Genomic DNA, 24438 nt, shown 5'->3' with positions numbered 1-24438 from the left:
GCCGCCCAAAACGCTCAGTGTGTTGTGGCCAAGCGGGATGCTGTGGCGATGAACGGCGCCAGCTGCGCCAACACCTCCTGCACCACCTGGTTCGCTGCCGTCACACCGGCTTGTGCGTTGTCGCTGGTGGCGTTGGCCTCGGCGCTGAACTCCCGCCAAGCCAGCACCCGGCGGGTTTTTTCATCACTCAGGTAGGCCCGCAGGCTGAATTGCACCCGGCTCGGCGTGTTGTGAAAGTTCTGCTGCAAACGAATGATCTGGGTGTCCAGCCGCAAGTCGCCCGACACACCCGCAGGGGCCAGCACCACCGGGCCAAACGCGCCGGTGTGGTCCAGCGCAGCCACCATCAAGGGCCCCAACATACGCGCCGGTGGGTCGATCCACTCGCTGTGCGCAAAAAATGCCAGGGCCTGGTCGTCGCGCACATAAATGATGCGCTGGCTGTCAAACCCCGATACCGCACGCGTTGGCGTGACCAGCAGCGTGGGCAACGGTGGTTTCACTGCACCTGGGGCAAGTGTCGCCACTGGGCCGGGCAGACCGGTCAGCAGGTACAAGGTCGGCGCTTGGGTGGGGGTGGGACGCAATGCACCACAGGCCGACAGTGAGAACAACGCAGCCAACAGCAGCACACGCAGCAGCCCTTGGGCCGGGGACTTCTGGTTCAGAACGTGATGGGTCATGGTGTGTCGCCTGATTCGCCGGGGCCATTGACCACGGCGGGGTGTCCAAAAATGAGGCCGCTGGGGTTGCGCCGGGTTTGTTCGGTGAGCTCGGTGAGAGAACGGCTCAAGTTACTCAGCTCGGCGAGCAAACGCTGTAATTCGGGCAGGGTTTCAGCGCCAAAACGCTGCACATCAGCCCCCACCGCGCCAATGGTCTGGCCCGCACCGGTGCTGGTTTTGGCCACTTCGGTGCCCATCAGGGCCACTGCGTCGGCGCTGCGAGCCAGGCGTTGCACCAGATCTTGGAGGCCAGCACTGGCCACCGAGGCATTTTTCATGGTGCGGGCGCCGTCGACCAGCGCGGCATCGATGCTGTCCTTGCGTGCAGCCAGGGTGCGGGTGATGGTCGCCATGTCGGTCAGCATGGTGTGAAAGGCGGCCTGGTTGTCTTTGCTGAGGATCGCGTTGAGGTTGGTGGAGGTGCTGTCGAGCTTGGCCAACACGCTGGAGAGCACGTTCTCCAGCCGGGCCGACAACGACGGCGAGCTGCGGATCACCGGGTAACGCGCGCCCGCCTTGGCCAGCAACACTGGCGAGGCCAGGCTGCCACCACTGAGCTCCACATAAGCAATGCCGGTGAGGCCCTGGGTCTTCAACACCGCCAGGGTGTCTTCCTTGATGGGGGTGCCTTCTTCGATGGCAAACAGCAGGTTGACGTTTTGGGGGTTGCTGCTGTCAAGCTGGATGGCCTGCACCTTGCCCACATCGACACCGTTGTATTTGACTGGCGCGTTGAGATTGAGCCCGGCCACCGACTCCGCCAGCACCGCCTGGTACAGCGCGTACTTTTTCTGCCAGGCGCCGCCCGAGGCCAGCCACAGAACACCGGCCACCAGCAGGCTACCCAGCAACAGCACAAAAGCGCCTACCAGCGCATAGTTCACTTTGGTTTCGATGATGTCTCCTGTCGGGTAAAACAGGCCTGTGCGGCAGCGGCGCGCGCCCTCGGCCCGTCAAAAAAGGGGCGAATGGCGGGGTCGCTCATCGCAGCCAGCTCGGCCATTGAGCCAATGGCCTGCACCCTGCCATCCGCCAACACCGCCACCCGGTCCGCCACCTGCCACAACAAGTCCAGATCGTGGGTGACCATGACCACCGTCAGCCCCAGGGTGTCACACAGGCGCAGCACCAGCTCATCAATACCAGCGGCGCTTTGCGGGTCCAGCCCGGCGGTGGGCTCGTCCAGAAACAGCAGTTCGGGCTCCAGCACCAGGGCCCGGGCCAGCGCGGCACGTTTCAACATGCCGCCACTGAGTTCCGATGGATACTGGTTGGCCACCTCTGGGGCAAGGCCAACAGCGGCCAGCTTCTCGGCGGCCAGGGCATCCACCTGGCGCTTGTCCAGCTGGCGATGTTCACGCAGCGGCAAGCCGATGTTTTCAAGCACCGTGAGTGAACCAAACAGACCGCCCTGCTGAAACAGCACCCCAAAACGCTGGCGCAGTGCCAGCGCTGCGGCGTCGCTGACGTTGGCCAGGTCCACCCCCAGCACCCGGATGTGACCCGCATTAGGTGTCTGCAACAAGATCATTTCGCGCAGCAAGGTTGATTTGCCGGTGCCGCTGCCGCCAATCACGGCAAACACTTCGGCGCGGCGCACGGCCAGGTTGATGTCCTTGTGCACCACATGCTGGCCAAAACGTGTCACCACCTGCTGCATTTCAAGCACCGTCTCGGGCGTCTTGTTGCTCATGTCACAGGTCCAGCAAACTGAAGGCCACCGAAAACAGGGCATCGGCCACAATCACCACAAAAATGGACTGCACCACAGCGCGGGTGGTGTGTATGCCCACACTGTCCGCACCACCCCGCGTGCGAAAACCCTGGAAACAGCCGGCCATGACAATGATGGCGGCAAAAATCGGCGCCTTGCCAATACCCACCAGGTAGGTGGTGACACTGACCGCTTTGGAAAAACGGTCCAGAAACTCAGCAAAACCCACCCCCAGCTGGGCGCGGGCCATCAACATGCCGCCCATCACACCTGAGACATCGGCAAACACGGTCAGCAGCGGCAGGGCCAGCAGCAGCGCCAGGAGTTTGGGCAGCACCAGCATCTCCAGCGGCGCGATGCCAATGGTGCGCATGGCATCAATCTCCTGCGTCACCGACATGGTGCCAATTTGAGCCGCATAGGCCGAGCCGGAGCGCCCGGCAATGATGATGGCCGTCATCAAGGGCGCAAATTCGCGCAGCATGGACAGACCCACCAGATCCGCAACAAAGATGTTGGCACCGTATTGCCGCAGCTGGTCGGCCCCCTGGTACGCCACCACAATACCGAGCAGGAATGACAGCAGCCCAACAATCGGCAGCGCGTCAAACCCCGCGCTGCGCAGGTTAAACAGGATGGGACGCCAGCGAATGCGCCGGGGGAACACCACCCAGCCCAGCAATGCCATCACGTTCTGGCCCAAAAAACCAAGCACAGCCAATACCTGCGCCTGAATATTCCACGACCAACGGCCAAGGCGCGCCAACATTCCCCATGGGGGCTGGGCGGCGCTTGGGGCGGATGGCAGATCGTCGTTCATGGATGCCGCACATGCTAGGGGCCGATGACGGGGCAGTCTGTGCTCCAGTACACGGACGGCACCCTCTTCGAACCGACACAGCGCTTGACCGGGTCGGTTTGGTGAGTACCGGTTTGTCATCCATCTGACTTGGATCAAAACCATACTGCACAAAATGCTGGACTTGTGCAAAGATGAGGCCTGCGTCATAATTATTAACAATTAATTAATAACGTCGCGCATCAGAGACCTGGAGCCGCACACGGGTACGACCTCCGGGAGACAAGTTTTTTTAACTGCAAGGAGTCGTTCAATGAGTGGCAAGTCCATGGGTTCCCCGGCGAATACGAGCAACGAGAAACTTCTCACATGGGTCAGTGACATGGCCGCATTGTGTAAACCTGACCGCGTGGTGTGGTGTGATGGTTCGCAAGAAGAATACGACCGCTTGTGTGAAGAAATGGTGGCGGCAGGCACCTTCATCCGTCTCAACCCCGAAAAACGTCCCAACTGCTTCCTCGCTCGCACCCATCCCTCCGATGTGGCCCGTGTCGAAGAGCGCACCTTCATCTGCTCTGCCACCAAAGACGAGGCTGGCCCCACCAACAACTGGGCCGCACCAGAGGAGATGCGCGCCACCCTGAAAAACGTGTTCACCAACTGCATGACCGGGCGCACCATGTATGTGATCCCGTTCAGCATGGGACCGCTGGGCTCACCGATTGCCAAGATTGGTGTGCAGATCACCGACAGTCCCTATGTGGTGACCAATATGCGCATCATGACGCGCATGGGGGCCAAGGTGCTGGACGTGCTGGGCAACGGCAGCTTCATCCCGTGTATGCACTCGGTCGGCGCACCGCTGGCTCCGGGCCAAAAGGATTCGACCTGGCCATGTGAGCCCGATATCGCCAAAAAGTACATTGCCCATTTCCCGGACACCACCGAGATCTGGTCGTATGGCTCGGGCTACGGTGGCAACGCGCTGCTGGGCAAAAAATGCCTGGCCCTGCGTATTGCCTCGGCCATTGCCCGCAAGGAAGGCTGGCTGGCCGAGCACATGCTGATCTCGGGCCTGGAAGCCCCCGATGGCCAGAAGACCTACATCGCGGCAGCCTTCCCCAGCGCCTGTGGCAAGACCAACCTGGCCATGCTGCGCCCACCCAAGGGCATGGAAGGCTGGAAAGTCACCACCGTGGGTGACGACATCGCCTGGATCAAAAAAGGCCCTGACGGCTCCCTGCGCGCCATCAACCCTGAGGCCGGTTTTTTTGGTGTGGCCCCTGGCACCAACTACTCGTCCAACGCCAATGCCATGTTGACCATGACGAAGAACTCGATCTTCTCCAATGTGGCGCTGACCGACGACGGCGATGTCTGGTGGGAAGGCATGGACGGCCCGGCACCCGAGCACTGCATCGACTGGCAAGGTAAGGACTGGACCCCTGGCTGTGGCCGCCCCGCCGCCCACGCCAACTCACGCTTCACCGCGCCTGCCAGCCAATGCCCGTCAATTGACCCCGACTGGGAAAACCCCGCAGGGGTGCCGGTCGCGGCCTTCATCTTTGGTGGCCGTGCCAGCAAGGAAATGCCGCTGGTGTTCCAGTCCTTCAACTGGGCGCATGGTGTCTACCTGGCCGCCACAATGGGCTCGGAAGCCACCGCTGCGGCGATTGGGGTGGTGGCCACCCGGCGTGACCCGATGGCCATGCTGCCGTTCTGTGGCTACAACATGGCCGACTACTTCTCACATTGGCTCAATGTGGGGCGCAACGTCAGCAACCCACCACGCATCTTCCGCGTCAACTGGTTCCGCAAGAACGACGAAGGCAAGTTCATCTGGCCTGGTTTTGGCGACAACCTGCGGGTGCTGAAGTGGATTGCCGGGCGCGTGCATGGCCAGGCTTGTGCGGTGGAAAGCCCGATTGGCTGGATGCCCCGCTTTGAGGACCTGGATTGGACCGGTCTGGACTTCTCCAGCGACAGCTTTTACGACCTGATGGCCGTGGGCCGCGAAGCTGGCACCGCCGAAGCCCATGCCCACGAAGAGCTGTTTGACCGCTTCCGCGACCGCCTGCCCAAGGAGTTCACCTTTGAGCGCGAGTTGCTGCGCTCTCGCCTGTGGCGCTCACCCGACCGCTGGGAACTGGCGCACGAGTAAGCGCTCCTTGACGCCCCGGCTAACCAGCGGGGCGATATCTGCACACGGCGAGCTTTGGGCTCGCCGTTTTTTTGCCTCACATCACACCAACCAGTGGCTGATGTGCCCCTGCCCTCTCAAGCCCGGAACTGTGAATAGGCCAGACCGGCCGCCACCCCACCAAACAGATCCCCCTCGACCAGGGGCACACCGGGAAACTCGGCCCGCAACGCTGCCTGAAATGGCCGCAGGGCCGACGAGCCCCCGGTCAGGTAAATCGCGTCCAGCGCAGCGTCGGTGATACCGGCACGCAACACACAGTCTCGTGCACAGGCCACCACCTTACCTAGCAAGGTGGCCAGATGATCTCGCATGTCCTTAGGCGCCATCTGCACAGCAAAGCCGGGCTCCACAAACGACAGATCCACCGCCGTGCTGTTGTTGAGGTCTGAGCAGCGGATCTTGGCCAGCTCCAGCTCATGCGCCATTTGGTGGCCTAGCCGGTGGTTAAGCACCTTCATCAGACGCTGGTGCAAATGTGGGTCGGCATAGTTGCTGCGCAACTCACGCGCCTGGCTCAGCGCGCGCGACTGGTACAGCCAGTTGATCAGATGCCAAGTGGACAGGTCAAAGAAGATGCGGCTCGGCACCTCGCGCTGCTGCGGCCCCAGATGGCGGTAACCCAGCATCGGCATCAGTTGCTCCAGACTCAGCTTCTGGTCAAAGTCGGTGCCGCCGATGTGCACACCGGTGGTGGCCAGGATGTCGCTGACCCGCTCCGGCCGCGTGACACGTTGCGGACCCAGCCGCACCACGGTGAAATCCGAGGTGCCGCCGCCAATGTCCACCACCAACACCACCGACTCACGCTGCAGGCGGCGCTCGTAGTCCAGCGCGGCGGCAATCGGCTCCAGCTGGAACGTCACCTCGTCAAAGCCGACGGACTGCGCCGCCTGCCGCAGTGAGGCCTCGGCCTGGGCATCACGCAACGGGTCATCATCGACAAAATGCACCGGGCGGCCCATCACCACACGTTGGGGTGGTGCCCCCAGTGACTCGGTGGCGCGCTCGCGCAAAGTCGCCAAAAAGGTGGCGATGATGTCCTGAAAGCTGACCTGCCGGTGGTTGATCACCGTGGTCTCCTGCAGCAAAGGGCTGCCCAGCAGGCTTTTGAGAGAACGCATCAGCCGCCCGGGTGTGCCACCGAGGTACTGCGCCACCGCATCGCGACCAAAGTGGGTGCTCAGGTCTTCTGAGTTGTAGAACACGGCGGTCGGCATGGCGGTGGCCTGGCCCTCCAGGCAGAGGTGGCGGGCCTCACCCAGCGGATCGGCCCAGGCCATGGCAGAGTTGGAGGTGCCGAAGTCAATGCCAAGGGTGCCTTGGGGGGAAGAAGTCATGGGGAAAACAAGGTGGGTGAAAAGAAACCAGCCCATCCCGATGGACGGGCACCAGGATGGGCGAAAAAGTCAGGACGGGCGATTCTGCCAGCTTGGGGCGAACACGGGCACCGCCTACCGGAAGCTGTCACACAAGCTTCACAGGCAAGAGGGACACTGATCACCTTGTTGTGCACCGAGACTTCCCATGCGTGATCGATCCGACTTTGTGATGTTGTGTCTCAGCTGGCTCGGGGCTTTCAGCAATCACTTGACCATGGGGTTCATCACCTCGACAGAAATTGCCTACGCTGACTGGCCAGAGGCGGCTCAACATCCGCAAACATGGCAAAGATGAGCTTAGGCCAACTGCAAGGCGTCGCCCCGGGTCGGCGACGTGATGGGTAACAAGCCATTGCTGACTGCCTCTGACCTTGATACGGCCCACCCCGGGTCAGCCAAGACCCGCGTCGACCTGATCTACTTCAATGCCGGGGGTGGGCACCGCGCCGCCGCAACAGCCTTGCAGCAGGTCATGCACGGCCAAGGCTGGCAGGTGCGGCTGGTGCACTTGTTCGACATCCTTGACCCCTGCAGCCTGTTTGCCAAAACACTGGGGTTCCAGCCGGAAGACATCTACAACAAACAACTGGCGCACGGCATGACCCTGGGCATGTCGCTGGAGCTCAAGTTGCTGCAGATGTTGATCAGACTGGGGCACCAGGCGATGGTCAAGCGGATGTGTGCTTATTGGCGCGATGCCCGGCCTGACATGGTCGTGTCAGTGATACCCAACTTCAATCGTGCCTTGTGTGAAAGCTTGAAATTGGCCGTGCCCAGCACGCCTTACGTGACCGTGCTCACCGACATGGCAGACCATCCACCGGCATTCTGGGTCGAGCCGGACCAGCCCCAGCAGCTGGTGTGCGGCACAGCTTATGCGGTCCAACAGGCGATGTCGGCAGGTTGTTCAGCCCAGCGTGTTCATCAGAGTTCCGGCATGATCCTGTCACCCCGGTTTTACGAACCTTCTGCCGCAGACCGCTGGGTAGAACGGTTCAAACATGGTTTTGCTGACAAACAGTCTGTCGGTCTGGTGATGTTTGGCGGATATGGCGCGGAAGTGATGAAGAGCATCGCGACCCGTCTGATCGACACACCGCTGATTCTGGTCTGCGGCAAAAATGCAGCGCTGGCCCAATCCCTGCGCGCCATGGCCACCCAAGCGCCCCATGTGGTGGTCGAGTTCACCGATGACATGGCGTACTGGATGCGTCTGGCGGACTTCTTCATTGGCAAACCCGGGCCGGGTAGCCTCAGTGAGGCGGTGCATATGGGACTGCCCGTTGTGATCACCTGCAATGCCTGGACCATGCCTCAAGAGCGGTGGAATACCCAGTGGATTCGCCACAACGGGCTGGGGCTGGTGTTAAACAGTTTTCGCGGTGTGCGCTCGGCCGTGTATGAGATGGTGCGAGATCTGCCCAGATGGCAAAACAACGTCCGCCAGATGCAAAATCGGGCCGTTTTTGAGGTGCCACAGCTGTTGGCCAAGCTGGCCATATGATGCGAACGCATTCAAGACTGCCCTGCTTTTCCCGGACGCCAGGACGGAAGGGCCCACCAGATCACAGGCCAGCGCATGAAATCACATTCCAGGCAAGCACCCGCACCCCAAGAGATTGAGCTCAAACTGAGCTTGCCCATGGCTGATCCTGCCAGATTGGCAAAACAGTTGGCGCAGGTCCCGGTGTTGTCCCGACATCAGGCCACACACCAGACCTTGCACAACATTTATTACGACACACCCGACCAGCAGCTTCGCGAACAACACGCCGTCCTAAGGCTGCGACGTGTTGGCAGTAACAGCTCCCCGCGATGGCTACAGACATTCAAAATGGGGAGTAGTGAGCCATCGGCCTTAAGTCGGCGCAGCGAATGGGAAACCCCCGTCGATGCGGCCACCTTGTCCCATCAGGTGCTCAAGACCACAACATGGTCAGAGATTGACGCCGACGGCCGCCTCTTTGCGGCCTTAACACCCTGTTTTGTGACCCACTTCGACCGCACCCTCTGGCTGGTGCAACAACACGACAACAGCATAGTAGAAGTGGCGCTGGACCTGGGTCACATTGAGGCCAATGGCCAAACCACGCCCATTTGTGAACTGGAGCTGGAATTGAAGGCCGGAGAGCCCTCCGTTTTGTTCGACATAGCCCATGAAATTGCCCGCTCGGTCGCTGTGCTGCCGTCCAGCATGAGCAAAGGTCAGCGCGGTTATTCACTGGCGCAAGCTGGTTTGAACCGGCCGTACCGCGCGCCATTGCCAAACCTCAGCAAAGACGTGCCCGTGCTGCTGATGGCACAGCAGGTGCTACGCCATGCATTTACCCAGTTCACCACCAATCTGGAGAGTTTGCTCTGTTCTGACGATCCCGAAGTGCTGCACCAGGCCCGGGTAGGCTGGCGCCGCTTCAAAAGTGCCCGACAGATGTTCAGGAAGCTGATGCCCCTGGCTGCACCACAATCCGATGCTGCCTTGCACGGTCTTCTGACCCATCTGGGTGAACTGCGCAATCTGGATGTGGCCCGCACGGAAACCTTGCCAGCCCTGGCCGAGGCTTTCATCCTGGGCGCCCCTCGGCGGGCCCAATCCTGGCAAACCATGATGACCCTTCTGACGCAGCTGAGCGACCAGCAACGCGAAACGGTGCGCCAGGCCTTGCAAGAAACGAATGTGGGAGCCAGTCTGCTGACCATCCAGCAATGGTTGGAAAACCTTCCTGCTGACGGGCAGTCAAGGTCAGCACCCCCCATGCGATTGCGCAGCTGGGTCAAACAACGTATGCAGCGCTTGAACCGTCAGCTGGACAAGGCCTGCCAGGTTGCCAACACCCCAGCGCAGTGGCATCAGGTACGCATCTTGGCCAAACGATTGAGGTATGGCACCGAGAACTTGCAAGGTTTGATGCCCCCGCGCCTGGTCAAGCTCAGTCTGGAACGCGCAACCAGCCTTCAAAGCAGCATCGGTGCATCACGCGATACCGCTCACATCAACACCTTGGTGGCCAGGCTGGCGCTGGAGCCTGGTGTGGCGGAATTCTTGCGTGGTTTCGCGGCCGGGGCGACGCAGGCGCTCACCCACCCCCTCACACCCGAGATGCGGCCCCGCACCAAACCCAAGTGGTTGCAACGAAGCCATCGCTGACCACCAGCGCGTCGGGGGCGGACTGTCTCTGTCCTCTGGAGCGAAAATAGGACCTGACACAACCGTCCCGAATCCGATCTTTGATGCCCAAAGGAGTGCCTGGCTTTGAAATTTGCATGGATACGACGCCACCCTACCCTCTGGCTGGTGGGCCTGGTGAGCTTGTCAAGTGTGCTGACCGCGTGTGGCACGTCCTTGAAGAAGTTCCCGTTGCAGGAGAAATTCGGCTCCACCTCGACCTACTCACGGCTGTTTGACAGCACCCCGGCGCACACCTGCGAGGCCGCCAGAAGGGCCTTGCTGAGCCAGGGCTACATCACCAACATCACCCGCGACGACCTGGTGACGGGTCAAAAGAGTTTTCAGCCCGATGGCGAATCACACTTGCAGCTGGAAATCCGGGTGGTGTGTGTGCCCGACAGCAAAGACGGGCAAATCAGCCTTGGTTTCGTCACCGCTTTGCAAGACCGTTATGCGCTCAAGAAAAGCAATAACTCGGCCAGTGTCGGCGTGAGTGCCATTGGCTCCGTCTCTCTGCCATTCACCTCCAGCAATGAGTCGATGGTCAAGGTCGGCAGTGAAACCATTGTTTCAGACGCTTTTTACGACCGCTTTTTTGACCTGGTGAAGCAGTATCTGGTGAGCAATGCTGAGCCGGACGAAGCGCCGTAAACGTCACGGCAACGCGGCTGAACCTCTGCTCTGACAAGTTGTCCCCGCAGACTGGGCCCAAAGCTGTGGATAAGGACGGGAACAAGTCGCCAAAGCCGCGCCCCGCTTGAGCTGGCGGGGACTGCTTAAAACATAGGCAGCGGGCTGATCAACACAGCGGGCTTTCTTTTATACTGTACACATTAACAGTATTTGTATGCGCCCCGCGTCATCCACCCCCAACCCGAACACCGCTTTGAGCCAGGCCCCAGGGGCAGAGACGGCCAAGGAAAGCGGCCCGCAGGCCGGCACGGCCGCTGACACACCTGTCAAATCCTCCAGCAAAACCAGAGTCAAAGCCAAGCCCAAAGCCGACACCGGCACCCAGGCCGCGGCCCCGTCAAACAGCCCCAACCCGGCAGCAGCGGCAGATCTGCCTATCCCCCTGAAGCGGATCCACACCCAGCGCCTGCGGGAGGTGTACCGCTCAGCGGGTTGGCCGTATCAAGATGTGGTGGAAGTTGAACTGCTGGCAGCCGGGCTGCTCAGGCGCACCAGCAGCGACGCAGGGCACCCCCTGATTGCACTCACCGATGCGGGCATCACTCACCTGGCCCAGGCCACCCAGGGCAACCGCCAGGCCCGCTCGGCACACGAGGCACTGGTGGACAAGGTGGTGCAGGCCATGCTGCGTGATGGCCGCCTGGTCTGGACCGGGCTGAACCTTCGAGCCCGGGTGCCAGGCGAATCGGACGAGTTGTCACGCTGGAAGATGTGTCAGCCCGATGTTTTCTCAATCCGCAACAGCTCACGGCAAGAGTACCTGGAGCCCATCGTTCACGAGATCAAGGTCAGCCGCGCTGATCTGCTCGGCGACATCAAACGCTTGGACAAACGGTCGGCTTATCTGGATGTGGGTGGCCAGTGCTGGTATGTGCTGGGCTGTGACCGCAGCGGTTACCCGATTGCCAAGGCCAATGAAATTCCGCTGGAGTGTGGCGTGATGGTGTTCCAGAACAGCCAGCTGGAGGTGCTGCGTATGGCGCCCAAGCGCACGGTAAGCCAACTGCCGTTTGCGGTGTGGATGGCCTTGGCGAAAGCAACGCCGGTAAGAGGCACGGAGCTGGAGCCCTGTCAGGATGCGCTGGGACTCACGGGTGGTGGATGACGGGCTTCTAACCCTTGCAGCCGGTCGCCGCGAACCCAAGCGGCAGGCACACAGGATGCTCACCTTGCGCAGATGGCCTTCTGGCACCGAGGTTCCAGACACCCCTTCTTTAAGTGAAAAAACAGCCTCTAGCCCTTTTATAACAATGGCCTACAGCTATTACTTAAGGAGTCTCCCGGGGCCTTGGTTTGTATGGCACCAGGAGCGCGGCGAAGTGACGGCCCCTTGCTACCGAACCATCGCAAGACCCCAACGGGTTCGTCAAACCCAGCCCCCACCCAATGCGCGGATCAGCCCTACCGTGGCCTGGTATTGCGCCGCACGCACTTGCAGTGCCTGGCGGCGGTTGCGCAGTTCACTGCGCTGCGCGTCCAGCAGTTCAAGTTGACTGACAAAGCCATTGCGGTAACGCGCGTCCGACAGCTGGGTGGCGCGGCTGCTGGATGCCACCGAGCGCGACTGCGCCTCAGACTGCTCGGCCAGCAGCCGCAATGAAGACAACTGGTCTTCCACCTCCCGAAACGCCACCAGCACCTGCTCACGGTAGCTGGCCTGCGCCATGTCGAGTTCGGCATTGGCGCTTGACAGACCCGCCTCACGCTTGCCGCCGTCAAACACAGGCAGCGAGAGCAGTGCGCCCACACCCCAGGCCCGGGTAGACAGCGAGAACAAGTCCTTGATCTCGGGCGCGGCATAGCCGCCATTGGCCGTTAATGAAAAACTCGGGAACCAGGCGGCTTTGGCCACACCAACGCGTGCTTGGGCTGCCTGCATACTGCTTTGGGCTGCAGAGATATCGGGCCGGCGTGTCAACACGGTACTGGGCACACCCGCGGGTATGGCGGGCAAGGCCGTTGCCCATTGGGTGGGCGGCACAGAGAAGTTGGAGGCAAGCTCACCGACCAGAACAGCCAGGGCGTGCTCCAGCTGGGCACGGCGCTGGTCCAAGGCCAGCACGTCGGATTCTGTGGATGCCACTTCGGACCGCACACGCGCCACATCCAGCTCGGCCACATCCCCTTCCCTGTAACGCACTTCGGTGAGCTGCAAGGTGTTGCGGTAGGCCTGCAAGGTATCGCGCACCAAGGCACGCTCGCTGTCCGTGGCACGCAGGCTCAGATAGGTCTGGGTGACTTCGGCTTGGACCAGCAGTTGTGTGCTGCGCAAGAGTGCATCGCGCGAGGTGGCGTCCAGCGAGGCGGCATCCGATGCCGCCGAGAGCTTGCCAAACAGGTCTACCTCGTAAGACAGGTTGAGGCCGGTGCTGACCAGCGTCTGCGGTGTGTTGCCCGTTGTGCTGTTGTTCTGGCGCGCCACGCCGGTGCTCAGGCCCACCTGGAGCGCGCGGCTGGCATCGGTCAGGCCAGCCAAAGCACGCGCCTGTGCCAGCCTGGCGGCCGCAACTTGGATGCTGTTGTTGTTGCGGTTGGCTTGTTCAACCAGCTGGTCAAGCAGTGGATCGGCGAAGACCTGCCACCACAAGCCTTGCGTCTGTCCTGGCGCGGTCACCGTGGTGGCTGGCGTGTGGGTTGAGGTGACCGTGCCGCCGTTTTCCTTGAACGCGGCGGGCGCGGTTGGCAGGCTGGATGGCGGGACAACCGTGCCAGTGGCACAGCCAGCCAGCACCAGTGCGGCAAGCAGCGGCAGCAGTGCAAGATGTCGCTTTAAGGGGAACTGGTTCATGAGGAACTCCTTGGGTGTCATGTCTTGTTATTCGTGGTATCCGATGGCTGCTGCGGGCTGGGCATGTCCGGCTGGCCCGCCTGCGGCATGGCTGCCTGCAAAACCGTCCAAATGGGGCACTTCGCCATGTAATTTGAGCGGACGGTTGCCCGCAAGACGGCGCAGAACCACGTAAAAAACAGGGGTGAGAAAAAGACCAAACGCTGTCACACCAATCATCCCGAAGAACACCGCCACACCCATGGCCGAGCGCATTTCTGCACCCGCCCCGGTGGACAACACCAGTGGCAACACACCCATCACAAAGGCCATGGAGGTCATCAGAATGGGGCGCAAGCGCAGGCGGCTGGCTTCAATGGCGGCCTGCACTGGTGTCCGGTCGGCAAACTCAAGCTCGCGGGCAAACTCCACAATCAGAATGGCGTTTTTGGCAGACAGCCCAACCAGCACCATGAGCCCGATCTGGGTGAACACATTGTTTTCACCACCGGACAACCACACACCGGTCATCGCCGCCAACAAGCTCATCGGCACAATCAGAATGATTGCAATAGGCAAGGTCAGGCTTTCATACTGCGCCGCCAGCACCAGGAACACCAGCAAAATGGCCAGAGGAAACACCAGCACGGAAGAGTCACCCGCCAGGATCTCCTGGTAGGTCAGCTCCGTCCATTCAAAGCCGATGCCAGGGGGCAAGGTCTCGGCAGCGATACGCTCCACCGCTGCCTGGGCCTGGCCCGACGAATAACCCGGCGCCGGGCCACCGCTCACGTCGGCCGAAAGATAGCCGTTGTAACGCATGGCACGCTCAGGCCCAAAACTGGATTGCACCTTCATTAACGCCGATAGCGGCACCATCTCGCCGGTGGTGGAGCGCACCTTGAGCAGGCCCACATCTTCAGCGCGCGCCCGGTAGCCGGCATCGGCCTGCACACGCACGCTATAGGTGCGGCCAAATTTGTTGAAGTCGTTGGCATACAGGCTGCCGAGGTAGATCTGCATGGTGTCGAAAATGTCCGTCACCGGCACGTTCAGCTGACGCGCCTTGGTGCGGTCAATGTCTGCATACAACTGCGGCACATTGACCTGCCAGCTGGTGAAGCTGCCAGCCAGCTCGGGCGCTTGCGAGACCTTGGCCATAAAAGCCTTGACCGCCGTATCCATCGCGTCGTAACCGAGTGAGGCTCGGTCCTCCAGCTGCAACTTGAAGCCGCCTGTTGTCCCCAGGCCCTCCACCGGTGGTGGCGGGAACATCACAATGAAGGCATCCTGGATGCTGCCAAAGGCCTGGTTGAGCTGCCCCGCAACCGCACCACCGCTCTGGTCTTGGCGGCTGCGTTCGGCAAAGGGTTTGAGCGTGGCAAACACAATGCCCGAGTTGGAGCTGTTGGTAAAACCGTTGATCGACAAACCCGGGAAGGCAATGGCGTCTTCCACATTCGGGTTCTGCTTCATGAGATCGCCCATGCGCTTGATCACATCCTCGGTACGGTTCAGCGTCGCACCGTCAGGCAACTGCGCAAACCCAATCAGGTACTGCTTGTCTTGCGCAGGCACAAAACCACCAGGCACCAGTTTGAAGATGCCAACCGTTGCGCCAACCAGCACCATGTACACGACCAGCATCAAGGTCTTGCGCGAAATGGCGCCCGTCACCCCCGTGCTGTAGCCCTCAGCGCCCCGCTTGAACAAACGGTTAAATCCGGCAAAAAAACGGCCAAACACCTTGTCAATGCCTCGTGCCAACGCATCTTTGGGCGCGTCGTTGCCCTTGAGCAACAAGGCCGCAAGCGCGGGCGACAAGGTCAGCGAGTTGATCGCCGAGATCACGGTCGAGATCGCAATCGTCACCGCAAACTGGCGATAGAACTGACCGGTCAATCCACTGATAAACGCCAGCGGCACAAACACCGCCACCAGCACCAAGGCAATCGCAATGATGGGGCCCGACACCTCGCGCATGGCACGGTAGGTGGCCTCGCGCGGGGTCAAGCCGCTTTCGATATTGCGCTCCACGTTTTCGACCACCACGATGGCGTCATCCACCACAATACCAATGGCCAGCACCAGCCCGAACAGGCTGAGCGCGTTGATGGAAATACCCAGCAGGTGCAACACCGCAAACGTGCCAACCACCGACACCGGCACCGCCAGCAGCGGAATGATGGACGCACGCCAGGTTTGCAAAAACAAAATCACCACCAGCACCACCAGTGCAATCGCTTCGAGCAAAGTGTGGATCACCGAGGTGATCGATGCACGCACAAACTGTGTTGGGTCGTAGGCGATGCGGTACTCCACCCCTTCTGGCATGTTTTTGCCAAGCTCTTCCATCGTTTTGCGGACTTCAGCGGAGATATCCAGCGAGTTGGAGCCCGGCGCCTGGAACACGCCCATACCAACGGCCTGCTTGTTGTTCAAAAGAGAACGCAGCGCGTAGTCAGCCGCCCCCAGCTCCAGGCGCGCGATATCGCGCAACCGCGTGACGGCGCCGTCCGCACCCGTCTTGACGATGATGTCGCCAAACTCTTCTTCATTTTGCAAACGACCTTGAGCGTTGATTGACAGTTGCATGTCCACACCTTCCAAGCCGGGGGAGGCACCCACAACACCAGCCGCCGCCTGGATGTTCTGGCCACGGATGGCGGCCACCACGTCGCTGGCCGAGAGACCACGTTGTGCGACTTTTTGGGGGTCCAGCCAAACCCGCATGGCGTATTCACCACCGCCAAAAACCTGCACCTGGCCCACACCTTGAATACGCGCCAGCCTGTCCTTGACGTTGAGCACAGCGTAATTGCGCAGGTAGTTGATGTCATAGCGGTCATTGGGCGACACCAGGTGAACCACCATCGTGATGTTGGGTGAACTCTTGACCGTGCTCACTCCCAGTCGGCGCACCTCTTCGGGCAAACGCGGCTCGGCCTGCGCGACGCGGTTTTGCACCATCTGCTGCGCTTTGTCGGGATCGGTTCCCAACTTGAAGGTGACAGACAGCGTCATCACCCCATCGGTGGTGGCCTGGCTGTTCATGTAGAGCATGTCCTCCACACCGTTGATGGACTCCTCCAGCGGGGTAGCCACGGTCTCGGCAATCACTTTCGGGTTGGCGCCTGGGTACTGGGCGCGCACCACCACCGTTGGCGGTGCTACCGCCGGATATTCCGAGATCGGCAGGCCGCGCAACGCGACCAAACCGGCAAGCAAGATCAGCAATGACAACACGCCAGCAAAAATGGGGCGGTCGATAAAAAATTTGGAAAGATTCATGGGGTGTTTCTTGTTCGGGCAAATGGCGAGCTCAGGTTCAGATGTCCGTTCATGACTTCACTGCCACCAACACTGGCTTGCTCAGCTCAGCTTTGGCACTCATCTCCACGAGCTGTGGCGCAACCAGCGAGCCCGGGTGAATACGCTGCAGGCCGTTGACAACAATGCGCTCGTTGGCCTCCAGCCCCTGTTTGACGATACGCAGGCCGTTGACAGACGCGCCCAACGTGACTTCGCGGTACATCGCCTTTTTGTCGGCACCGACCACCAGCACGAATTTCTTGTTCTGATCGGTGCCCACTGCACGTTCATTGATCAACAACGCCACCCCCCGTGTGGACTGGCCCATGCGAATGCGTGCAAACTGACCGGGCATCAACTGGCCGTCCGGGTTGTCGAACACGGCACGGGCGCGGATCGTGCCGCTTTTGGGATCAACCTGGTTGTCCACCAGTTGCAGACGACCTTCAAACGGTGTGTCGGTGCTGGCCGCCGTGCCCATTTGCACGGGGATCCGGTCGAGCTTGCGCACACCCTTCACACCAACGTCTTTTAATGCTTTGGCGACCACCTGCTCGTCGGCGTCAAAACTCGCATAAATCGGGCTGACCGATACCAGAGTGGTCAACACCTGCGCGCCCGGGCCGGCTGCAACCAGGTTACCCACCGTCACCTCCAGCTTGCCGACGCGCCCCGCCACAGGGGCCCGAAGCTGCGTGTAACCCAAGCTGAGTTGGGCGGCTTGCAGGGCCGCCTGGGCCGCACGCAAATTGGCATCGGCTTCACGCTGGCCGTTGACACGTTCATCAAGTTCACGTTTGGAGATCGCCTGTTCACTCCAGAGACGTTGTGAACGTTCCTGCTCACCCCTGGCTTGTGCAACCCGGGCCTGGGCGGCCATCACCTGTGCCTCGGCGCGCTGCGCTTCTGCGGCGTAGGGTGCCGGGTCAATGCTCAGCAGCAAGTCTCCTTTTTTGACCAATGCACCTTCACGAAAGTGCACGGCCTGGAGTGTTCCAGCCACTTGCGAGCGGATGTCAACCCGCTCCACAGCTTCGAGTCGGCCGGAAAACTCGTCCCAGGCTCCAACCTCGCTTTGCACGACAGTGGCCACAGAAACCGGTGTTGCTGGCGCCTGGGCCGGTGCACCGGATTGGGCTTGGGAGCTGGAGACACCCAGCACGGTGGCAGCAACGCCCACCACGGCCAGAACGGCCAAAGCAACGGCCAGCACACGGTGTCGGGAAGTAGTGAGTGGAAGGTTTGGCATGGTAAATATCCTCGAAAAGTGAAATTAAGAAACTGAAACAGGGAGCGAACAAACGGGCTTGTATGAGGATTCCTCCGCCACACGACCTGAAAAACTCTGGAAGAAATCGCCAAACTGTTGCTGCACGGCAGACGCCCAACTCGCTTCATGTCTGGTGGGCTGCAAACAGCTGCTCGGCCAACCGGTTGGGCCAGGCAACACAGCGGCATGCACCAGGCGACCGGCGCCACGCAGGCGTTTGGCATAGGCCAGCGATTCGTCACGCAGGGGGTCATCTTGCGCGGTCAGCAACAAAGTAGGCGGCAACGCAGACAGCCGCAATGCGGTACCCGGTGCTGCATAGGGATGGCAGGCCTGGTCCAAGCGAGATAGGTACTGATGCCAGCCATCGGCCCAAGGGCAGCCGACCGGGCCGGCATCTGCCCGTCGCAAAGATGCGGTGGCCATACATGGGTCCAGCATGGGAGACAGCAAAATCTGACCGGTCAGGGCGGGATGCAGCTGGTCGCGCGCCATCAGAGCGACTGCGGCAGCCAAGTTGCCCCCAGCTTCTTCACCCGCGACAAAAACCAACGCATCCTTGCCCACCAGCTTGTTGCGGGTTTTCCAGGCCCACAACAGCGCCGCATAACCGGTCTCGACCGCATGAGGAAAGGGCTGGGCTGGTGCCAACGGATAGTCGATCGACACAACAAGCGCCCCGGCCTGAGCCAGCAAGCGTGCGATGCAGGAGCCGGTATCGAGCGAACCGGCCACAAAAGCACCGCCATGAAAGTGGATCACCAAGGGCGTTGGCACAGTGGCGGCCATCACCTTGCGCAGGCGGTAGATGCGCACAGCTAAGGGCCGATTCAGCACAATGTTGATCTGTGTGTCCACCTCTTGCAGCTGGTCGGCAGACGCCTCTGGAGAGGTGGTGTGAAGGCTTTGCATCCGGTTAAGCCGTCAGGCGGCACCCATTTGTTGCGATGCGGCAGAATGTAAAGTCACCAGACTAAACAATAAATAGCCCATTTACTTATACTTTGTTTCACCAAAGAAACAATTAACTCACCTTGGTAGCGGCCTGACCGTTCAACCGTTTGAGGTGAGTCCTCAACCCAACAGGATTTCCATGGATAAGTTCTCTGCCATGCAGGCTTTTGTACGTGTCGTGGAGGCAGGCACCTTTACCAAAGCCGCCGATTCGATGCACCTGCCCAAAGCCACGGTCACCCGTCTGATCCAGGATCTGGAAAAAGAGCTGGACACCAAGTTGCTCAATCGGACAACCCGCAAAGTCACCGTGACCGTTGATGGCGCGTCCTACTACGAGCAAGCCTGCCGCCTGCTGGACGAGGTGCATGAGCTTGAGGCCAGCATGTCACGCGCCAAGGCCAGCCCACGCGGCAAATTGAAGGTGGATGTTCCTTCATCTCTGGGGTTGGCCGTCATCATTCCAGCGCTGCCGGACTTTTATGCACGCTACCCGGACATTCAACTGCAACTGGGTGTCAGCGACCGACCGGTCGATTTGTTGGTTGAAAACGTGGATTGCGTTGTTCGCGGAGGTGACATCACAGACCAGTCGTTGGTGGCACGACGAGTTGCTGAGTTTTACATCGTGACCTGCGCTTCACCGGCCTACCTCAAGCGTCACGGTGTGCCGCAGCATCCGCGTGAACTTGAAAACGCACATCACACGATTGGCTTTATGTCGCCGCGCAACGGCAAACTGTTTTCAATCAAGATGCAAAAAGATGGCGAAGTGGTCGAAGTTGGTGGGCATCACCAACTCGCAGTCAATGATTCCCGCGCGGCAGTGGTGGCAGGGCTGTCGGGGCTGGGTGTCTTGTTTGCCCCAACATTTCTGGTCCAGAATGACATCAGCAGCGGCGCTCTGGAGCCGTTGTTTACAAGTTGGTGCACCGAGGTCAAGCCCGTCTACATCGTCTACCCGCCCAACCGGCACCTCAGCAACAAGGTGCGCGTATTTGTGGACTGGATTGCCGAGTTGTTTGCCCAACATGATTTGATGAACCGCAAAAGCTCTTTGCCCCCAGAGATGTGCAGCGCATGGACAGCGGATAGGGAGTCATCGGTGGTCATGCCCACAAATGCACAACGAGAACAAACAGCGGAGACCGTCTGAATCACCCCGGGAATTGAGGAGGCTCTCAGCACGCTGAGGTCTTTGTATGCGCATCGGTCGACCGATTAACACTCACATCAGATGTTGTGAATGAAGCATCTTGGCCGTGGTGCCTGCGCCATCACAATAACAACTACCATGCGGTACACCACGCGCGTCCGGAGTTGCCTTGGTACCAGATCTCTACCCATTGCCACGCCGGCCGTACTGGTTATTTAGATCAAAACGGGGGTTTTTGGATACCCGGCTACGCTTGGTGGATTCGCTACCGTTTGCGGCGACCTGGTTCGATTCCGATGTATTTCACTTCAACAAGGACACAACATGACAGCTTCAATTTCACGTCGGGCGTTGACCTTGATTTCGTTGACGTCAGCGCTGCTCATAACGTCTGCCTGGGCACAAGAAACACCAGTGCGCGTCGGCTCCAAAATCGACACAGAGGGTGCCTTACTCGGCAACATCATTGTTCAGGTGCTGGAAGCGCATGGCATCAAAACCGAAAACAAGGTACGTCTGGGCAATACAAAAATAGTGCGCAGTGCTCTCGTCGCCGGGGAGATCGACATCTATCCCGAATACACCGGCAATGGAGCCTTCTTTTTTTCGGACGAGAAAAATCCTGCCTGGAGAAATGCCCAAGCTGGTTTTGATCTGGTCAACAAACTCGACTCTGAGGTCAACAAGATTACCTGGCTGGCTGCGGCACCAGCTAACAACACCTGGGCCATTGCGATTCGCAAAGACGTGGCCAACACCAACAAGCTCAAGACGCTGGCAGACTTGGGCCGCTGGCTGTCCAGTGGCGGCAAGTTCAAGCTTGCAGCATCGGCTGAATTCATTGAACGCTCAGACGCCCTCCCCGCTTTCCAGACTGCCTACGGTTTCAAGCTCAGTCAGGATCAGTTGCTGACCCTGGCGGGCGGTGACACGTCTGTGACGATCAAGGCGGCCGCAGAAAACACCTCTGGCGTGAACGCGGCAATGGCCTATGGAACCGATGGGCCCGTTGCCGCACTGGGCTTGGTGATTCTTGACGACCCCAAGGGCATCCAACCTGTTTACGCACCGGCTCCCATCATTCGCGCGTCCGTCCTTGCAAAGAACCCAAAAATAAAAGACATATTGGCGCCTGTCTTCAAAACCTTGGACGGCCCAACACTTCAGTCCCTCAATGCGAAGATTGCGCTTGAAGGCCAGGATGCCAAGAAAGTTGCTGCCGATTACTTGAAAGCCAAAGGCCTTCTCAAGAGCTGAGCATGGCCAACGTTTGCACCCATGTCGCGTTTCTCCAAACCGTCTTCCCTGGTGATTTTGGTGCTGCTTGCCTTGCTGGTTCCGACTGGCCTGCCGCTGGTCAGTGCAGCCCCAAACCGTTTGCTTAGCGGCCACGGGCTGAGTCTTTGGACAGTTTCTGAATCAACGGGCTCTCTCTGGAAAGAGAGCCTGCTGGCGCTATGCTTGGTCTTCGTCGTCGCCATTGTTGGACTCTGCCACAGGTCTTGGCAGAGATTTTTTTCTGCCCTTGTATTGGTGGCTCTTGCTTCTGGTTGGTGGTATGTGACGGCCATGTCAGGGCAATTTGCGGCCGTAGCGAACACACAGACCGACGGTTTGGGCCGCATTGCTTTGTCGAGTGGCTACTGGCTGACGGTACTGATCGCGTGGCTAGCCGCAAACGACGCCTTGCGGCGTGTTCAGGCCACAACATGGGCGCGCTACCTCTACTGGTTGACGGTGCTTGCGGTGTTGTTGGGGCTGCTGGCCCACGGCACACTTGACAGCCTGTCTCTACTCAAAGAATTCGCCAACCGCCAAGACGATTTTTGGCGAGCACTTGGGCAACACATTCATATCATCGCCCTCGTCACCTTTTTCACCTTGGTGATAGGTTTGCCCCTGGGGGTGGCCATTCACCGGCATCCCGCTTGGGCCAGCCGCGTCTTTCCCCTGTTGAACCTTGTCCAGACCATTCCTTCCATTGCCCTGTTCGGCCTGTTGATCGCTGTGCTGGCGTGGTTGGGAAAGTTGTTCCCCTTGCTGCCTGCCTGGGGTTTACAGGGAATAGGACTGGCACCCGCTGTGATGGCATTGACCTTGTACTCGCTGCTGCCTTTGACACGTAGCACCAGCGAAGGACTCAGCCAACTGCCACAGGCCTTGACCGAATCCGGCAAAGCCATGGGCTTGTCGAACAGCCAATTGTTCTGGCAGGTGGAGTTACCGCTGGCGTTTCCGGTGATTCTGTCGGGCCTGAAAGTGATGCTGATCCAGACCATTGGCTTGACCGCAGTTGCCGCCTTGATTGGTGCGGGCGGACTCGGTTCTTTGATGTTTGAGGGCTTGTTTAGCAGCGCACTGGATCTGGTGGTACTGGCCGTGATCCCCATCTTGGTGTTGACCTGGCTGGCCAACGGTGTTTTCACCATGCTGACGGCCCTCTCCCGCCATTGGATGCGAGCTTAGGCCATGATTGAATTTGACAATGTGAGCAAGGCTTATGGTGAACGCCCTGCCGTTGCCAATTTGAATTTATCGGTGGGACAAGGCGAGTTTGTGGTCCTGATTGGGCCGTCGGGCTCGGGCAAGTCCACCACCTTGCGCATGATCAACCGATTGGTTGAACATGACCTGGGCCGCATCCGCTTCGCAGGCCGCGAGATCCGTGATTTCACACCCGAAGATTTGCGCAGGCGCATGGGTTATGCCATTCAGTCGGTGGGGTTGTTCCCGCATTGGTCTGTCGAAAAAAATATCGGTACGGTGCCGCGCTTGCTGGCCTGGCCCAAAGACAAAATCAGAGCTCGGATTCATGAGCTTTTGGAGCTGCTGCAGTTGCCACCCACCGAGTTCGCCAAGCGCTACCCGCATGAACTGTCGGGTGGTCAACAACAGCGTGTAGGTGTCGCCCGTGCCCTGGCTGCTGACCCAGAGATTCTGTTGATGGATGAGCCCTTTGGCGCACTGGACCCAGTGACCCGCATCGTGATGCAGCGAGAACTCAAGCGCATTCATGCGCTCGCAGGCAAAACCATTGTGATGGTCACCCATGACATCGATGAAGCGCTCTTTCTTGCCAGCCGCGTGGTGCTATTGAAGGACGGGCAAATTGTTCAAGATGGCACACCGCTTGAATTGTTCTCACACCCGGCCAGTGATTTTGTGGTGGACTTCTTGGGTCGGGCAGAGTTGGGCATCAAGCGATTGGGGCTCGGGTCTGTTCGCGAGCATCTGCGTCCAGGACGCCCAACGGGTGGCAAAGCGATCTCCGTTGATGCCAGTCTGAGAGAGGCACTTTCTGCCTTCATCGTGCAAGGCACGCCGATCCTGCCAGTGATCAACACCAACGGCAGTCACGCCGGAGAAATGCACTTTTCCGATCTATTGCTCCCCCGAAAAGATGCCGATCCACCCAAGGATCAGTCCGCATGAACAAACGGCCAGCAAAAGACAACAGCCTGAGAACGACGGTCACTCTTGTCACGCTGCTCATCCTGCTTGCGCTGTTCATGACGGAGTTGGAGCCGGTTTTTCACCAATTGTTTGCCATGCAAGAACGGCCCATGTACCGGCAAGAGTCTTTCATCAACCTGCTGGGCGCCCATGTGGCGCTGGTGCTGGTTTCTAGCGGTTCTGCCTTGGTATTGGCGCTGGCTGCAGGCATATGGGTCACTCGAGCGGGTGGGCGCGAGTACCAAAGCACGGTGGAGTCACTGGTGGCCATGGGCCAAACCTTCCCGCCAGTGGCCGTGCTGGCATTGGCAGTCCCTCTGATCGGATTTGGCGAACGGCCTGCCTACATTGCACTGGCTTTATACGGTCTGTTGCCGATGTTGCAAGCGGTGATCGCGGGCCTGGACTCCACACCGGAAGCTGTGGTGGATGCAGCCCGGGGCCTCGGCTTGAGCCCGTGGCAGGTCTTTCGATCTGTCGAAGTGCCGCTGGCCGCGCCAGTGATTCTGGCGGGGATACGCACCTCGGTCACGATCAATATTGGTACAGCGGCCATAGCCGCTACTGTGGGTGCCCAAAACCTGGGTTCGCCGATCATCATTGGTCTGAGTGGTTTTAATACGCCCTACGTTCTTCAAGGCGCCCTGCTCACGGGTCTTCTTGCAATTACCACTGACTGCGCATTTGAGTTTTTGTCCCGTCGCACACAACGCTGGAAACTGGCAGCTTCCAGATGATTGCTGCGCTACCGGTGTAATTTGCGCCTCAGGATGCCCCCCAGGCATTCCGGGATGTTCTGCGGGTGGGATAGCCCATTCGCGCAGTGGTCAACTCTTCACGCAATGCC

The 24438-nt window shown here is 59.8% G+C and carries 19 protein-coding genes; 10 read left to right on the top strand and 9 right to left on the bottom strand.

The genetic code is table 11. The features are described 5' to 3' along the window. Window positions 1-14 precede the first annotated feature (14 nt). The 4 genes from KKO72_RS15080 to KKO72_RS15065 are packed head-to-tail and all read right to left on the bottom strand — an operon-like array spanning window position 15 to window position 3259. Window positions 15-683, bottom strand: coding sequence for an ABC-type transport auxiliary lipoprotein family protein (locus KKO72_RS15080; RefSeq protein WP_214940137.1), 669 nt, complete (start codon window positions 681-683; stop codon window positions 15-17). Continuing rightward, a complete protein-coding gene (locus tag KKO72_RS15075; RefSeq protein ID WP_214940133.1) occupies window positions 680-1609 on the bottom strand; it encodes an MlaD family protein in 930 nt (309 codons plus the stop codon). The genes KKO72_RS15080 and KKO72_RS15075 overlap by 4 nt, the downstream gene beginning before the upstream one ends. Next, complete coding sequence (locus KKO72_RS15070) at window positions 1606-2418, bottom strand: ABC transporter ATP-binding protein (RefSeq protein WP_214940130.1); 813 nt, start codon at window positions 2416-2418, stop codon at window positions 1606-1608. Before KKO72_RS15070 ends, KKO72_RS15075 begins: the two co-directional genes overlap by 4 nt. Before the next feature lies 1 nt (window position 2419). Continuing rightward, window positions 2420-3259, bottom strand: coding sequence for an ABC transporter permease (locus KKO72_RS15065; RefSeq protein ID WP_251140687.1), 840 nt, complete (start codon window positions 3257-3259; stop codon window positions 2420-2422). Between the two features lie 292 nt (window positions 3260-3551). Between KKO72_RS15065 and KKO72_RS15060 the strand changes: the two genes are divergently transcribed. Then, entirely contained in the window at window positions 3552-5399 is a 1848-nt protein-coding gene (locus KKO72_RS15060) for a phosphoenolpyruvate carboxykinase (GTP) (protein WP_214940124.1), read from the top strand. Window positions 5400-5515: 116 nt separating this feature from the next. On the opposite strand, the gene KKO72_RS15055 is transcribed toward KKO72_RS15060, so the two are convergent. Beyond that, the gene (locus tag KKO72_RS15055; RefSeq protein ID WP_214940121.1) at window positions 5516-6778 is read right to left on the bottom strand and encodes an Hsp70 family protein; all 1263 of its coding nucleotides are present in this window, start codon (window positions 6776-6778) and stop codon (window positions 5516-5518) included. Window positions 6779-7157: 379 nt separating this feature from the next. Between KKO72_RS15055 and KKO72_RS15050 the strand changes: the two genes are divergently transcribed. The 4 genes from KKO72_RS15050 (at window position 7158) to KKO72_RS15035 (ending at window position 11784) form a co-directional block, all read left to right on the top strand. Further along, entirely contained in the window at window positions 7158-8324 is a 1167-nt protein-coding gene (locus KKO72_RS15050; RefSeq protein WP_214940118.1) for a glycosyltransferase, read from the top strand. Between the two features lie 75 nt (window positions 8325-8399). Further along, window positions 8400-9965: a CYTH and CHAD domain-containing protein gene (locus KKO72_RS15045; RefSeq protein ID WP_214940116.1), complete on the top strand. Its 1566-nt coding sequence runs from the start codon at window positions 8400-8402 to the stop codon at window positions 9963-9965. A gap of 105 nt (window positions 9966-10070) precedes the next feature. Then, entirely contained in the window at window positions 10071-10637 is a 567-nt protein-coding gene (locus KKO72_RS15040) for a DUF2242 domain-containing protein (protein WP_078364306.1), read from the top strand. A gap of 196 nt (window positions 10638-10833) precedes the next feature. Beyond that, window positions 10834-11784: a hypothetical protein gene (locus tag KKO72_RS15035; RefSeq protein WP_251140686.1), complete on the top strand. Its 951-nt coding sequence runs from the start codon at window positions 10834-10836 to the stop codon at window positions 11782-11784. A 261-nt stretch (window positions 11785-12045) separates the two neighbouring features. On the opposite strand, the gene KKO72_RS15030 is transcribed toward KKO72_RS15035, so the two are convergent. Genes KKO72_RS15030 through KKO72_RS15015 form a run of 4 tightly spaced genes read right to left on the bottom strand, consistent with a single transcriptional unit; the run spans window position 12046 to window position 18940 of the window. Then, complete coding sequence (locus tag KKO72_RS15030) at window positions 12046-13467, bottom strand: efflux transporter outer membrane subunit (RefSeq protein WP_214940113.1); 1422 nt, start codon at window positions 13465-13467, stop codon at window positions 12046-12048. Between the two features lie 27 nt (window positions 13468-13494). Beyond that, window positions 13495-16737, bottom strand: coding sequence for an efflux RND transporter permease subunit (locus KKO72_RS15025; protein ID WP_214940110.1), 3243 nt, complete (start codon window positions 16735-16737; stop codon window positions 13495-13497). A gap of 49 nt (window positions 16738-16786) precedes the next feature. Beyond that, entirely contained in the window at window positions 16787-18007 is a 1221-nt protein-coding gene (locus tag KKO72_RS15020; protein WP_214940107.1) for an efflux RND transporter periplasmic adaptor subunit, read from the bottom strand. A 24-nt stretch (window positions 18008-18031) separates the two neighbouring features. Further along, entirely contained in the window at window positions 18032-18940 is a 909-nt protein-coding gene (locus KKO72_RS15015) for an alpha/beta hydrolase (RefSeq protein ID WP_214940104.1), read from the bottom strand. Between the two features lie 181 nt (window positions 18941-19121). Here KKO72_RS15015 and KKO72_RS15010 point away from each other — a divergent pair, with 181 nt between their 5' ends. The 5 genes from KKO72_RS15010 (at window position 19122) to KKO72_RS14990 (ending at window position 24328) form a co-directional block, all read left to right on the top strand. Further along, window positions 19122-20138 (top strand): LysR family transcriptional regulator, encoded by a 1017-nt coding sequence (locus KKO72_RS15010; protein WP_214940101.1) that lies wholly within the window; start codon window positions 19122-19124, stop codon window positions 20136-20138. Window positions 20139-20462: 324 nt separating this feature from the next. Further along, on the top strand, window positions 20463-21395 hold the full coding sequence (locus tag KKO72_RS15005) for an ABC transporter substrate-binding protein (RefSeq protein ID WP_214940098.1): 933 nt from the start codon (window positions 20463-20465) through the stop codon (window positions 21393-21395). A 312-nt stretch (window positions 21396-21707) separates the two neighbouring features. Then, complete coding sequence (locus KKO72_RS15000) at window positions 21708-22604, top strand: ABC transporter permease (protein ID WP_214940095.1); 897 nt, start codon at window positions 21708-21710, stop codon at window positions 22602-22604. A gap of 3 nt (window positions 22605-22607) precedes the next feature. After that, entirely contained in the window at window positions 22608-23570 is a 963-nt protein-coding gene (locus KKO72_RS14995; RefSeq protein ID WP_214940092.1) for an ABC transporter ATP-binding protein, read from the top strand. Further along, a complete protein-coding gene (locus tag KKO72_RS14990; RefSeq protein ID WP_305849455.1) occupies window positions 23567-24328 on the top strand; it encodes an ABC transporter permease in 762 nt (253 codons plus the stop codon). The genes KKO72_RS14995 and KKO72_RS14990 overlap by 4 nt, the downstream gene beginning before the upstream one ends. The last annotated feature ends 110 nt before the right edge of the window (window positions 24329-24438 follow it).

This window comes from Rhodoferax sp. U11-2br, assembly GCF_018619435.1.
Lineage (GTDB): Bacteria > Pseudomonadota > Gammaproteobacteria > Burkholderiales > Burkholderiaceae_C > Rhodoferax.
This window is presented reverse-complemented; position numbering and strand designations above follow the sequence as displayed.